General features: G+C 39.8%; 12 protein-coding genes. 10 read left to right on the forward strand and 2 right to left on the reverse strand.

Annotation, left to right across the window (positions count from 1 at the left end; genetic code table 11):
• Window positions 1-54 precede the first annotated feature (54 nt).
• Together OZ002_RS00485 and rpmB are read right to left on the reverse strand one after the other, a co-directional pair.
• On the reverse strand, window positions 55-2724 hold the full coding sequence (locus OZ002_RS00485) for a YfhO family protein (RefSeq protein WP_156249201.1): 2670 nt from the start codon (window positions 2722-2724) through the stop codon (window positions 55-57).
• A gap of 237 nt (window positions 2725-2961) precedes the next feature.
• Window positions 2962-3150, reverse strand: coding sequence for a 50S ribosomal protein L28 (gene rpmB / locus OZ002_RS00490; RefSeq protein WP_002290463.1), 189 nt, complete (start codon window positions 3148-3150; stop codon window positions 2962-2964).
• A gap of 269 nt (window positions 3151-3419) precedes the next feature.
• On the opposite strand from rpmB, the gene OZ002_RS00495 reads away from it, so the two are divergent.
• The 10 genes from OZ002_RS00495 to OZ002_RS00540 all read left to right on the forward strand — a co-directional run bounded on the left by OZ002_RS00495 (window position 3420) and on the right by OZ002_RS00540 (window position 15010).
• Window positions 3420-3782, forward strand: coding sequence for an Asp23/Gls24 family envelope stress response protein (locus OZ002_RS00495; RefSeq protein ID WP_002294298.1), 363 nt, complete (start codon window positions 3420-3422; stop codon window positions 3780-3782).
• Between the two features lie 51 nt (window positions 3783-3833).
• Window positions 3834-5516: a DAK2 domain-containing protein gene (locus OZ002_RS00500; protein WP_002289723.1), complete on the forward strand. Its 1683-nt coding sequence runs from the start codon at window positions 3834-3836 to the stop codon at window positions 5514-5516.
• A 116-nt stretch (window positions 5517-5632) separates the two neighbouring features.
• The gene (gene recG / locus OZ002_RS00505) at window positions 5633-7669 is read left to right on the forward strand and encodes an ATP-dependent DNA helicase RecG (RefSeq protein WP_125179143.1); all 2037 of its coding nucleotides are present in this window, start codon (window positions 5633-5635) and stop codon (window positions 7667-7669) included.
• Between the two features lie 48 nt (window positions 7670-7717).
• Window positions 7718-8719 (forward strand): phosphate acyltransferase PlsX, encoded by a 1002-nt coding sequence (plsX, locus tag OZ002_RS00510; RefSeq protein WP_002289721.1) that lies wholly within the window; start codon window positions 7718-7720, stop codon window positions 8717-8719.
• A gap of 121 nt (window positions 8720-8840) precedes the next feature.
• Window positions 8841-9083, forward strand: a complete 243-nt coding sequence (gene acpP, locus OZ002_RS00515) for an acyl carrier protein (protein WP_002294295.1) — start codon at window positions 8841-8843, stop codon at window positions 9081-9083.
• 267 nt (window positions 9084-9350) lie between these two features.
• Entirely contained in the window at window positions 9351-10355 is a 1005-nt protein-coding gene (locus OZ002_RS00520) for an ABC transporter ATP-binding protein (RefSeq protein ID WP_125179144.1), read from the forward strand.
• Window positions 10356-11300 carry an ABC transporter ATP-binding protein gene (locus OZ002_RS00525; RefSeq protein WP_002287891.1) on the forward strand — a complete coding sequence of 315 codons (945 nt, stop codon included), beginning with the start codon at window positions 10356-10358 and terminating at the stop codon, window positions 11298-11300.
• A complete protein-coding gene (gene opp4B, locus OZ002_RS00530; RefSeq protein WP_002287892.1) occupies window positions 11300-12262 on the forward strand; it encodes an oligopeptide ABC transporter permease in 963 nt (320 codons plus the stop codon). The genes OZ002_RS00525 and opp4B overlap by 1 nt, the downstream gene beginning before the upstream one ends.
• 26 nt (window positions 12263-12288) lie before the next feature.
• Window positions 12289-13203 (forward strand): ABC transporter permease, encoded by a 915-nt coding sequence (locus OZ002_RS00535; protein ID WP_002287893.1) that lies wholly within the window; start codon window positions 12289-12291, stop codon window positions 13201-13203.
• Window positions 13204-13228: 25 nt separating this feature from the next.
• Window positions 13229-15010 (forward strand): oligopeptide ABC transporter substrate-binding protein, encoded by a 1782-nt coding sequence (locus OZ002_RS00540; RefSeq protein ID WP_002287894.1) that lies wholly within the window; start codon window positions 13229-13231, stop codon window positions 15008-15010.
• Window positions 15011-15061 lie beyond the last annotated feature (51 nt).

The following is a 15061-nucleotide window of genomic DNA, read 5'->3' on the forward strand; positions in this document are numbered from 1 at the left end:
ACGTTGTTTTGATTGCCCTTGGTGCGGACAGTCTGAACAGGTTCCATCGTTTCTTTATTTTCTTCGTCTTCTTCTGTGTGTATTTCGCGGTTTTTCTTCTATTGCTGGATCAATCGTGCCATAAAAGGGGCGATTGCGGTCAAGGTACCAGACATAAAGAATAAACAATGCAATACATAGGACAAAAAGGATTGCACCTATCATAAATCCTTCAGGCAAGTAACTGAAAGTGACAGTGTGTTTACCTGCTGGAACTTTTATCATCAAGAATGCGTCTTTGAAATTGCTGACCTTGACTGGTTTCCCATCAATTTTAGCTTTCCATCCTTTGTCATAAGGAATAGTTGTCACCAACATGGAATCTTCTGCGGTATTTACAGTCCCAGAAGCTTTTCTGCCAGTGGCTTCCATTTCGACACCTTTTTCTTTGATCTGATTCATTGCGGCTTGATAGGCTACAACATCTAGACCAACGACTTTAGGCTCCATGAAACTTACTTCTTTCGTTCCATAAAAACTTGCAGTAAATGTCACTGTTGTCTCTTGAGGATAATAGCCAAGATCATAGTATTGACCAGAAATGTTGATTTGCGTTTTTCGCGATGTACCATTGACAGTGATCGTCGCACTAGAACTTTCTAATTGTGCAAAATTGGTTGGGAACAAACTTAAGTAAGCTTGTGTATTTGCAGGCACATGGACTTCCCAAGTGAGCTCTTTTGGCTGGTTATCTGCTGTTTCTGAGTAAGTGACGCCAGTCGTTGTCTTTGTGATCGTCGTATTCAACTGATTCTTCAAAGTAGGTGTATAGAATGTAAAATACTGTTCATTTAGACCAGACAATGTATTGATCAAGTTTGTCTGACTGGTCAAATTATCTGTCACTGGCTGCTCAACATCATTAACGGACAACGGTGCAGTAAATGCTAGTGGCAATGCATTGACATTCTGATACAGTGTATAGTCGCCGCTTTTACCATCTTGGCGGAAGCCATATTTACTGAACGTGCTTTCGTTTTTAGAAATGTTATATTTGATTCCTGTAAACCCATCCATCAGCAAAGTATTATTGTTATAACGGATATTCAAATTTGTCCCTCTTGAACGGAAACCTAATTTATCCAGGTAAGAGGAAGAATTACGATTTCTTATAGAAGAAAACAAACTGATACCACTGTAACCATAGTTGATCGAATCGTTTGCAGACACTGGATCCAGATTTTCCAAGCGGTAAAACGAGTCGGAATCTTTTTTTGTTTCATTTACAAGAGCTTTCAAGTCAGGATAAGGATCAGTATATAAACTGCGGGAAGCATAATTCCAATCATCAAGAATGCCATGGATCATACTGTTTGTATTGACCAGTGCTTCAGCAGACATGATCAATAATAACAATATACTCAGATGATTGAATGAAAGTTTTTTATGCTGATAAAATCCCACAGCAAAAGCATAAATCCCTAAGAAAACCACTGTCAATACAAAGGAAGTCATCGTCACATAGGTATAGCTTCCTTCAGGTTTTATGCCCCATGCCACCGCAAAGAGAGCAGCTACGACCAAAATGATTCCTAACAACAGCCCACGATCGTCTTGTTCTATCTTTTCCCATCCTTTTCCTGCAAGCAGGAGCACTAAGAAAGAGAACAGATAGGCATAACGGAATAAAAACATATTCGGTGCATGCATACCATGCCAGAACAAATTTAATGGAACAAGATAAAAACTTGCGATAAGTATGGCGAAAAGACTGCCGTACAAAAATTTATTTTTCAACGGTACTTTCCGACTGGCAAAATAAAACAGACAGAGGACTAATGGTAGCAGACCTGCGTAAACGAACGGAATCGATCCGTATTTTGTCGTGTCATAAACACCAATCATATTTTTCATGATCAGATCCAGATAAGAAGTCGCTTCTGTTTTCAACGTAGTGATCTGACTCAGTGCCTCGCCATTTGACCGAAGATCCAGCACTGCTGGCAATACAATGATCATTGAAGCGCCGCCTGCCAGTAAAGAAGTGATACCATAAGGAACAATCGTTTTTTTATATTCTGACCAGTTTGTCAATAGACGGGCGATAAAATATAAGAAAGAAAATACGCCAATCATAAAACCCATATAAAAACTGGATAAAAACAAGAGTAAATAACTGATAAATAAAAGTTTCGGCCGTTTAAGATCCATAGCACGATGAATCCCCAAAATCACTAATGGAAGATAAACAAATGCATCCAGCCACATGATGATCTCCGAATGTGCAGTGATAAATGAGATCAATGCGTAACTGACGCTAAGTGCAACATGCCCCCAGCGAGGAATCTTGAACGTACGTGCAAGAAACCAAAAAGCCAATCCGGCACAGCCGACCTTAAGCAAAGTCAGAACATACAGTGCATCTGGCATCATCTGGTTTGGAAAAAAGAACACCAGTGGCGTGAAGATCCCGCCTAGATAGTAAGAAATTAAAGATAAATAATTCAATCCTAGAGAAGCATTCCATGTATAAAAAATACTTTGCTTTCCAAGAAGAACATTTCGGAAGCTGGCATGAAAATTAGAAAACTGTGAAAAGGCATCACTTGCCAAAATACTTCTGCTGCTTCCAGGATAGATCCCGATACTTAGATAAACAAGTGCTAAAATCAAAAACGGAATCAGGAAACTAGCTGCTGCGTAGCGTCCGTTTTCTCTAAAGAATGACTTTAAATTTTTTTTCATATTTATTTTCCACCAAATTTCTATGAAGTTGTATTCAGTTTATCATATCCTTGTTTTTCTCTGCTTAAAAAGAGTCTAGTTTTCACAAAAAAATAAAATTTAGAATAAATAACTTCATAATTTGTTCGTATAACAAAAATAAACGCAAAAAAAGGGTAGGAATCAAAAGTCCCACCCTTAAAAATTTTTATTAAATAAAAAACCGTTCACTATCTGAACGGTCCAAGTATCATTCAATTAAACGCGTTCAACTTTTCCTGATTTCAAAGCACGAGTTGACACCCAAACTTTTTTAGGTTTTCCGTCGACCATAACGCGAACTTTTTGTAAGTTAGGTTTAACAGTACGTTTTGTTGAGTTCATAGCGTGTGAACGGTTGTTTCCACTTTTTGTCTTGCGACCTGTAAAGTAACAAACTTTTGCCATGGTAATTTCCTCCTTTGCCTTGATTTGGAGCAATAGAATAATTCAGCTCATACCAGACTAACATATCATATAGAATGGGAATTTGCAAGTACATTTTCATAGATACAATTGACAATTGAGAAGAATAATTGTAAATTAAACAAGGTTATACCTGAAATTTTGCAAGGTTTTTGAGTACTTTGGGTAACTGCCTTTTATTTCAAGTTGCGCTATGATAAAATATGATAGAAGAAAAATGGGAGTTTTTTACCCGTTAAGGAGGCTCATTCATGGCTGTAAAAATTCAAACGTCAGCTGGAACCATTGAAATTACCAATGATGTAATTGCAACAGTTGTTGGTGGCGCCGCGACAGATGTGTTCGGTGTTGTAGGAATGGCCAGCAAAAATCAAATTAAAGATAATATTACTGAGATTTTGCGTAAAGAAAATTACTCAAGAGGAGTAGTTGTCCGCCAAGAAGATAATGGTATTGCTGTAGATGTTTATACGATTATCAGCTATGGTACGAAAATCTCTGAAGTTTCCCGCAACGTCCAAGAAAAAGTGAAATACAATCTAGAGGCATTATTAGGCGTAACTGCCAATTCAGTTAATGTCTTTGTACAAGGTGTTCGTGTACTGCCAGACTAGGCAGGAGACTGGCTGGTAACTCAGCAGTCGATCTGAAGGAGGATTATCTAGGTGAGTGTAACAGAAATAAGTGCAAGCCAGTTCCAGGAAATGGTCCAGGCAGGTGCGAATCGTCTGCAAGTAAATGCAGAATACGTCAATTCATTAAATGTATTCCCTGTGCCAGATGGCGATACGGGAACAAATATGAATCTATCTATGACTAGTGGAGCTAAGGCAGTAGTAGATTCAACCTCAGAAAAAGTAGGAGAATTAGCAGCAATGCTTTCAAAAGGATTGCTGATGGGTGCGCGCGGAAATTCCGGCGTTATTTTGTCTCAATTGTTTCGTGGATTTTCTAAGCAAATTCCAGATGTTGTCTCATTAAATGCTTCTGATCTTGCTGCAGCCTTCACTCATGGAGTTGAAACTGCGTATAAAGCAGTAATGAAACCAGTAGAAGGAACGATTTTGACAGTAGCTAGAGAAGCAGCGAAAGCTGGAGAAAAGAAAGCAAAAAGTACTGATGATGTCGTTGAAGTAATGACAGCTGTTGTAAAAGGAGCAAAACGTGCTTTAGCTAAAACTCCAGACTTGCTTCCAGTCCTAAAAGAAGTCGGTGTCGTAGACAGTGGAGGGCAAGGACTGCTGTTTGTTTATGAGGGCTTTTTAAGTGCATTGAATGGAGAATTCCAAGCGGATGAAACATATGAACCTTCTCCAGCAGAAATGGATGATATGGTCAATGCAGAACATCATCGCAGTGTCCAAGGTCAAATGGCGACAGAAGATATCCATTTTGGTTACTGTACAGAAATCATGGTAAAAATCGGAGAAGGACCTACAGTCGATAGTACATTCGATTACGAAGAATTCCGTAACTATTTAGATGGTATAGGAGATTCTTTACTTGTGGTCAATGATGACGAGATCATCAAAGTCCACGTGCATACAGAAAACCCAGGAGAAGTCTTGAATTATGGACAAAAATTCGGTTCATTAGTCAAAATCAAAGTCGACAACATGCGCTTGCAGCATGAGACGATTTTGGAACACGATGAAGAAGTGAACGAGTTTGCGAAAAAAGAAATACCACGTATCCCGTATGGTATCGTAGCGATCGCTGCTGGTAAAGGCGTCCAAGAGCTGTTTGAAAGTTTAGGCGCTAATTATGTTATCAGTGGTGGGCAAACAATGAATCCAAGTACGGAAGACATTGTTAAAGCGATTCAAGAAGTAAACGCAGATAAAGTGATTGTCTTGCCAAACAATAAGAACATCTTCATGGCAGCTGATCAAGCAGCAGAAGTAGCAGATATCCCAGTAGCAGTTGTTCCTTCAAGAACGATTTCCCAAGGATTGACAGCTATGCTTTCATTCAATGATCAAGCTTCTTTAGAAGAAAACAAAGAAACGATGACAGAAATGTTGTCTAGCGTTGTGAGCGGTCAAGTCACTCACGCGATCAGAGATACCTCAATTGACGGTGTAGAGATCAAAGAAGGAGACTTTTTGGGCATGATCGATGGAAAAATCCTGATCTCTAACCCAGATATCACAGCAACAGCGTTAAGTACACTAGAACAAATGATCAATGAGGACACAGAGATCGTAACGATCTTGGCAGGTGATGAAGGAACAGTTGAACAAGCAAATGAATTTGCTGAGAAACTAACAGAAAAACATCCTGATTTGGAAATCGAGATTCACCAAGGAGATCAGCCTGTCTATCCTTATCTATTTTCTGCTGAATAATTTCTGTGTCAGAATATCTTTCTAACACAGTATTCATTCATAAAAGGCCTTCGGTTAGTGATCAGGTATGATCGCTGACCAAGTCCTTTTTTTGTTAAAGGAGGGAGGAAAAATTTATGCGTTCTTTAGATGATCCAATCACTATGCTGGCAGGAGTCGGAGAAAAAAGAGCAGCTAGTCTTGCCAGCTTGGGCATCCAAACGATTGAAGACTTACTGACTTATTATCCTTTCCGCTACGAAGATATTCAGGAAAGAAATCTAAACGAGATCCAAGATCAAGAAAAGGTTACTTTGAAAGGAATCGTAGTCTCGCCTCCTGTGATGAATCGATTTGGTTATAAAAAAAGCCGATTGCAATTTCGTATGATGCAAGAACATGATGTGTTCAACGTTTCTTTTTTTAATCAACCTTATCTAAAAGAAAAAGTCATTTTATCGGAGGAAATCGCCGTATACGGTAAATGGGATGCAAAGCGTAAAGCATTGAACGGGATGAAGATTTTAGGTTCTCAAACAATGGATGACTTTTCGCCGATATATCACGTCAACAAATCAATTCGTCAAACGACATTAGTTGATCTAATCAAAAAAGGGTTTCAAGAATACGGCACATTGATTGAAGAAAATCTGCCAAACAACCTTGTGGAGAAATATCGACTGCTTGACCGAGCTTCTGCTGTAAGAAGTATGCATTTTCCAAAAGACCACGAAGAAAACCATCAAGCCAAACGACGTGTCGTTTTTGAAGAGTTCTTTTTATTTCAAATGCGTCTTCAAGGATTGAAAAAAGCAGAAAAAGCAGAAACGAATGGTTTGGAGATCCTTTATGATGTCCAAAAATTGAAAGAATTTACTCAAAAGCTACCTTTTGAACTGACAAATGCACAAAAACGTGTAACGAATGAAATCTGTCGGGATCTTCGCAGTCCGCAGCATATGCAGCGACTTTTGCAGGGAGATGTAGGTAGCGGAAAAACAGTGGTTGCCGCGATTGCGTTATACGCTACCGTTACAGCAGGTTTCCAAGGTGCGTTGATGGTGCCTACAGAAATCTTGGCACAACAACATATGGAAAGCTTGCAACAGCTGTTTGATCCCAATGAAGTAACCATCGCATTGCTTACGGGGTCAACGAAAGCAAAAGAACGTCGTGAGCTCCTTGAAAAACTAGAGCAAGGGGAAATTAACATCGTGATCGGCACACATGCATTGATCCAAGATGGAGTCGAATTTCAGAATTTAGGTCTAGTTATTACGGATGAGCAGCACCGTTTTGGCGTGAACCAGCGGAAAGTACTTCGTGAAAAAGGCTGGCGACCAGATGTCTTATTTATGACAGCGACTCCGATTCCTAGAACATTAGCTATTACAGCATATGGTGAGATGGATGTATCTATCATTGATGAACTTCCAGCTGGACGTATCCCGATCGAAACACGCTGGGTAAGAACACCTCAATTGGACAGTGTACTGGATTGGACGAAAAAAGAACTGGCAAGAGGACATCAAATGTATGTCATCTGTCCGCTGATTGAAGAATCAGAAGCATTAGATGTAAAAAATGCAGTGGAAATCTATGAAAAACTTCGTGAACTATTTGCACCAAAATATGAAGTTGGCTTGTTACATGGTAAAATAAAGAATCAGGAAAAAGAAGTAATCATGGAAGCCTTCAAAGACAACCAGATGCAGATATTAGTTTCGACTACTGTAATTGAAGTAGGGGTAAACGTGCCGAACGCGACCGTCATGCTGATCATGGATGCGGATCGATTTGGATTGGCACAGCTGCATCAACTTCGTGGACGTGTTGGACGCGGAAGTGATGCTTCCTACTGTATCTTAGTTGCTAATCCTAAAAATGAACTAGGTGTGGAACGGATGAAAATCATGACAGAGACCACCAATGGTTTTGTACTAAGTGAAAAAGATCTGGAATTACGTGGTCCTGGTGAAGTATTTGGCTTCCGTCAATCTGGTCTGCCTCAATTTGCGATTGCTGACTTGGTGACGGATGGAAATGTTTTGGAGGTAGCCAGAGAAGAGGCTGCAGCCCTTTGGCAGATAAAGGATTGGCAGATGCTTCCTGAGTATCAGCCTTTAGCGCAAAGCCTCCAAATAGAAAATCAGGATAATCGTTATTTCGATTAGCAGACTGTGCTATACTTTATACTGATGACGGAAAAAGGAGTGGAAACAATGAAAATTGCCGTAGATGCAATGGGCGGAGATCACGCACCTCAAGCAATTGTAGAAGGCGTGGCTTTAGCGCAGCAAGATTTTCCAGAAGTAGAATTCTTACTTTACGGAAAAGAAGCAGAAATCAAGAAATACTTAACAAATGAAAAAAACATCACGATTATCCATACAGACGAAAAAATCAATAGTGATGATGAGCCAGTAAAAGCAATTCGACGAAAAAAGACTGCATCAATGGTCCTTGCTGCACAAGCAGTGAAAAACGGTGAAGCAGATGCTGTATTTTCAGCAGGGAATACAGGCGCGCTACTAGCAGCAGGGTTGTTCATCGTAGGACGTATCAAAAATATCGAACGCCCTGGCTTGATGTCTACCTTGCCAGTAGTAGGGAAAGAAGGTGCCGGTTTCGATATGCTGGATCTTGGCGCTAACGCAGAAAACAAACCAGAACATTTGTTGCAATACGGTATTTTAGGTTCTTTTTATGCACGTAAAGTCCGAGGTATCGGACGTCCTCGTGTCGCACTCTTAAACAATGGAACAGAAGCAACAAAAGGTAGTGAAGTGACGAAAAAAGCCTATGAACTCCTTCAGAATGAAACAAGCTTGAATTTTATTGGAAACGTAGAAGCTCGTGAGCTACTCAATGGTGTGGCTGATGTAGTGGTCACAGATGGATTTACAGGCAACGCTGTTTTGAAATCTATTGAAGGAACAGCAATGAATATGATGAATCTATTAAAATCTGCTATTCTAAATGAAGGGATCAAAGGAAAAATGGGCGCTATGCTTTTAAAAGACGGCTTACGTTCTTTGAAAGCAGAAATGGATTATTCCAAACATGGCGGTGCCGTTTTGTTTGGCTTGAAAGCACCAGTCATTAAAACTCATGGAGCAACAGGCCCCGATGCTGTTCGCTATACGATCCGCCAAATCCACACAATGCTTGAGACAGATGTAGTTGGACAATTAGTCGAACAATTTGAAAAAAGCGAAGAATAGCATTTGGATATCTGAAGCGATCCGTTCCATTGAAAAAAAGGTGGACATTCCTGAAAAATGCCAGTAAAATTAGCCATGGTGTAGGTAATTGACAAGTGTATGATTCTTGGAGGTGAAAAAGTTGACTCGCGAAGAAGTATTTAACAAAGTAGCGAAAATTATTTCAAATCATTTTGAGATAGATACCGATAAAGTGACGGATGAATTGAACATCAAAGATGATTTAAAAGCTGATTCAATTAGTATTATGGAATTCGTTTTAGAGCTTGAAGATGAATTCGGTACGGAAATTTCAGATGAAGATGCTGAACAAATTGAAACAGTCGGTGGCGCAGTAGATTATATCAGCAGCCATCTTAAATAATTTCAAATAAAAGCAAAGAAGGATAAAAAGCTGCATGCAGCTTTTTATCCTTCTTTTTTTAATCTTTTTGACACGTAAAAGTCATTTTTCTGATAATTCTGGCGATAAACAGAAATTATGTTGCAAAGTAAAGCGGTTTTCTATATAATTGTTAATAATTCATTACACAAAGATAAGAATAACCTTTGTTATAAAACGCTTTATTCTGTGTAATGTCCTTTTTTATTAAGAAAAACTTCCATTTAGGAAGCAGAGAGGGGTATTCGATTGTCCGATAACCAATTATTAGAAGTTCAGAACCTACATACAGGATTCCGACTCAAAGATGACTATTACGATGCAGTAGATGACGTTTCATTTACTTTAGACAAAAACGAGATTTTAGCAATCGTTGGGGAATCTGGGTGCGGGAAAAGTACCTTGGCTACTACGATTATGGGATTACTTGATCCTAATAACACAAAAATTACAGGTGAGATTTTATATAACGATCTGAATTTAATCGACCTGAACGAAACGCTCTATAATAAAATCCGCGGAAATGATATCGGAATGATTTTCCAAGATCCGTTGTCTGCATTAAATCCTCTCATGAGAATCGAAGACCAGATCAAAGAAGGACTTTCCTATCACACAAAGATGAATGCAGAACAGCGTCAAGCTCGTGCACTAGAATTGCTAGAACAAGTAGGGATTCCTAATCCTGCGAGAGTTGGACGCCAATATCCCCATGAACTATCAGGCGGCATGAGACAACGTGTCATCATCGCAATCGCAATCGCCTGCAAACCTCCAATCGTCATTGCAGATGAACCGACGACAGCCCTAGATGTAACCATCCAAGCACAGATTCTTGATTTACTGAAAGACCTTCAGGAAGAAACAAAAACAGGGATCATCTTGATCACTCATGACTTAGGAGTCGTAGCAGAAATGGCTGATCGAGTGGCAGTGATGTATGGCGGACAGTTCGTTGAAGTAGCAGGTGTAAAAGAACTGTTTGATCATCCTAAGCATCCTTATACACGCTCTTTACTGAACTCTATACCACAAGAAGGAAATCATGATGCAGAACTCCATGTGATCGAAGGTGTCGTTCCTTCTCTGAAAAACATGCCTCGTAAAGGTTGTCGGTTTGCACCACGTATTCCATGGATACCAGCAAGCGATCATGAAGAAGAGCCTATCCTTCATGAAGTCGAACCGAACCACTTGGTACGTTGCTCCTGCTATAAGCATTTCCACTTTAGAGACGAAAAAGGAGAGGTGTAGATGACAGAATTAATCACAATCAAAGACCTGAAAGTTCATTACCCTATTCGCAGTGGATTCTTCAATCGAGTAACGGATCATGTATATGCTGTAGATGGTGTGGATTTTATTATCGAAAAAGGAAAGACATATGGTTTAGTGGGAGAGTCTGGCTCTGGAAAATCTACTACGGGAAAAGCCGTTGTGGGATTAGAAAAGGTGACAGCCGGACAAATCATGTATGAAGGAAAAGATGTAACGAAGCGAAGCAACCGCAAAAAAATGGGTTATAACAAGGATGTGCAGATGATCTTCCAAGATTCAATGTCCAGTTTGAATCCTAAAAAGCGAGTGTTGGATATCATTGCTGAACCCATCCGAAATTTTGAACGATTAAGCGATCAAGAAGAAAAGAAAAAGGTAAAAGGACTGCTAGATATCGTTGGGATGCCGGAAGATGCGCTATATAAATATCCTCATGAATTTTCAGGCGGACAACGTCAACGTCTAGGAGTAGCCCGTGCTGTTGCTACCAATCCAAAACTAATCGTAGCCGATGAACCTGTATCTGCTCTGGATCTATCTGTTCAAGCGCAAGTATTGAATTTCATGAAACGAATCCAGCAAGAATACGGCCTCAGCTATTTATTCATTTCACATGATTTAGGTGTAGTAAAACACATGTGCGACAACATCGCAATTATGTACAAAGGTCGATTTGTAGAAATCGGTACAAGAGAAGACATTTATAATGACCCGCGACATATCTATACGAAACGTCTGCTTTCAGCTATTCCGCAAATCGATGTAGAAAATCGGGAAAGCCACAAAGAAAATCGACGAAGAGTAGAACAAGAGTATATCCAAAATCAAAAAGAATACTATGATGCGACTGGTCGAGTCTACGATTTGCGTACGATCACAACTACACACAAAGTGGCGTTGAAAGATGGAGGTGCAAGCTAATGTGGAAAACGATTCTGCGACGTGTTTTATTGATGATCCCGCAAGTTATTATTTTAAGTGTTCTGATCTTCTTATTAGCCCAAGCGATGCCGGGGGATCCATTTACCGGTTTGATCAATCCAAATCAGGATCCGGCAGTGATCGAACAGATGCGACAAGCAGCTGGCTTGAATGACCCATGGTATGTCCAGTACTTCCGTTGGATCGGAAATGCTTTGCAAGGCGATTTTGGTCAAAGTTTCTTATACAAACGCTCTGTTGCTGACTTGATCGGCGAACGGATCATCAACACTTTATATCTATCGATCTTGACAGTTGTCCTTACTTATTTGATTGCTGTGCCTCTGGGGATGCTTGCTGGCCGGTATCAAAATTCAATCTTGGATAAGATTGTCGTAATCTACAACTTCTTTAGTTTTGCTGTTCCTTTATTTATCTTCGGCTTGATCATGCTATTTGTTTTTGGTTATCGTTTAGGCTGGTTCCCAACAAGTGGATCACAAACACTAGGTTTGCAAGGTGGATTTATCACTCAATGGATAGACCGTTTGAAATATATTCTGTTACCATCAATTACCCAAGCATTTTTGGCGACTGCCGTCACAATCCAATATCTGCGAAGTGAAGTAATCGATTCGAAATCGCTCGATTTTGTCAGAACAGCCCGTTCCAAAGGGGTACCGACGAATAAAGTATTCAGTCGACATATTTTCCGAAATGCAGCGTTGCCGATGGCTTCTCAAATGGGGTATGAAATCACTTCGTTGATTGCTGGTTCTGTAGTTATCGAAAAGATTTTTGGTTATCCGGGAGTCGGAAAACTATTTATTGATTCCATCGGCCAACGGGACTATACCGTGATCACATCCTTAGTATTGATTTTAGGAATCGCGACGCTAGTGGGGACATTACTTTCAGATATCATCATGAGTATCGTTGACCCGCGTATTCGGATTCAATAAAACCAATCAGAAAGGAGAATGGATCGATGAGTGAAAAAAACAATACAGCAGTTCAAGAAAGTATTCCTCCTATGGGGATACGAATGATTGCTCGAGAATTTAAAAAAGATAAAATTGCTATTTTTTCATTAGGTTTGCTAGTGGTTTTATTATTAGTGATCTTTATCGGTGCGATGCTGACCGATCAAGACAAAGTGATGTATGTTAGTATCTTCGACAAATACGCTGCACCAGGAACAGTTTCGACACAAGGACAAAAGTTCATTCTGGGAGCAGATGAAGGCGGACGTGATGTATTAGGACAATTGATCATAGGTGCTAGAAACTCTGTTACGATCGGATTTGCGATCACGATCCTTACTTCGATCATCGGGGTTGGATTAGGGATCATCTCTGGCTACTACGGAGGGATCATTGACAACATCTTGATGCGGATCGTTGATTTTATCATGATTCTACCGATCATGCTGATCATTATCGTCTTCGTATCGATTATTTCCAGATACAATGTCTGGTCCTTTATTTTCATCATGAGTGCATTTTATTGGGTAGCTAAAGCCCGATTATTCCGAAGCAAGACATTATCTGAAGCAAGAAGAGATTATGTAAGTGCCTCAAAAACAATGGGAACCAATGATTTTAAAATCATGTTCCGCGAAATCATGCCGAATCTAAGTTCATTAATCATTACTAATTTGACGATGAACTTTGCGGCAAACATCGGTATCGAGACAACTTTGACTTTCTTAGGTTTCGGCTTGCCGGCAAATGTACCTAGTTTAGGTACATTGATCGGTTATGCAAGTAACGGAGAAGTCTTAGTGAATCGGCAATGGATCTGGTTACCCGCATCAATCCTTATTTTAGTTTTGATGTTGAGTATCAATTATGTTGGACAAGCATTCAAGCGTTCTGCAGATGCGCGCCAACGGTTAGGCTAGTATAGAAGTGAAGGGGGAAATAGGAATGAAGAAAACGATTTTTGGATTTGCAGCGCTGATGTCTGCTGTCGTTCTTGCAGCATGCGGGGGCGGAGGTACAGATACCTCTGGAAACAACTCTGGAGGCAACGGCAATAACAAAGAGGAATTAACTTTTCCAATTGCAACAAAAAATAATGATGATGCAATCGAAGACGGCGAATTAGAAGCTGCGGTCGCAACGGACAGTCAGTTTAAAGGATTGTTCCAGTGGGAGTTTTACCAAGATTCATATGATGCAGCTTTTATGGCTCCTTCTCATGAACCGCTATTTGCAAACGATGACGATTTCAGAATCACAGACGACGGAGCTGCAACGCTTGATCTAGATGAAGATACGAAAAAAGCGACAATCAAAGTAAAAGACAACGTCAAATGGTCAGATGGTGAAGATGTAACGGCGGACGATGTGATTTTCCCTTACGAAATCATTGGGAATAAAGATTACACTGGTATCCGTTATGACGACACTTTCCGTAACATCGTAGGTATGGAAGAATATCATGATGGAAGTGCCGACACAATCTCCGGAATCAAAAAAATAGACGACAAAACAGTTGAAATCGAATATAAAGAAGTAAACCCAAGCATGCTTCAATCGGGTGGTGGTATCTGGTCATATGCAGCACCAAAACATACGTTAGAAGGTGTAGCAATCAAAGATATGGAATCAAGCGATCAAGTACGTAAAAATCCAGTGACTTTTGGCCCTTATTACATGAGTAATATCGTTGCAGGAGAATCAGTAGAATACTTGCCAAACGAGCACTACTGGAATGGTACGCCTAAATTGAAAAAGATCACGATGAAATCTGTACCGATGGCAAGTGCAACTGAAGCATTGAACTCTAAATTATATGATATGATTTTCCAAATGCCAACAGATACTTACGATACCTATAAAGAAATTGCTGGCTATACAAACTTAGGCCGTGAACAAACTTCTTATACTTATCTAGGATTCAAGTTAGGTAAATGGAATGCAGATACAAAGAGTGTGGAATACAATCCAGATTCAAAAATGGCTGATAAATCATTACGTCAAGCAATGGGCTATGCATTAGATAATAATGCAGTAGGTGAACGTTTCTATGCAGGTTTGAGAAGCAATGCGACTTCATTGATTCCTCCAGTATTCCAGTCATACCATGATGATGAGATGAAAGGATTCACACAAGATCTAGACAAAGCGAAAAAACTATTAGATGATGCTGGCTACAAAGATGTGGATGACGATGGTTTAAGAGAAGACAAAGATGGAAATAAACTAACAATCAACTTTGCTTCGATGTCCGGTGGGGAAACAGCGCAACCATTGGCAGATTACTATATCCAACAATGGAAAGAAATTGGTTTGGATGTCCAATACACAACAGGTCGTCTGATCGAATTCAATTCTTTCTATGATAAATTAGAAAACGATGATCCTGAAATTGATGTTTACCAAGCTGCTTGGAATACAGGAACTGATCCAAATCCAAGTGGACTATGGGGACCAAATGCTGCGTTCAACTACACTCGTTATGAATCAGAAGAAAATACAAAATTGATCAACGATATCAGTTCAAGCAAAGCATTTGATGAAGAGTACCAAAAAGAAGCATATCAAAAATGGCAACAATATGCATTTGAAGAAGCATTTGCGATTCCAACGTTGTTCCGTAATGAAGTATTGCCAGTCAACGACCGTGTCAAAGACTGGGATTGGTCTTATGATGTACCAAACCCATGGGCAAATGTTTCTGTTACAGCAGATTCACGTTCATAATCACTAAAAATGACCGAAAAAGGGCGATGTCCTTTTTCGGTTTTTTGATAT

It is taken from the genome of Enterococcus sp. E4-150, assembly GCF_035726465.1.
GTDB lineage: Bacteria > Bacillota > Bacilli > Lactobacillales > Enterococcaceae > Enterococcus_B > Enterococcus_B faecium.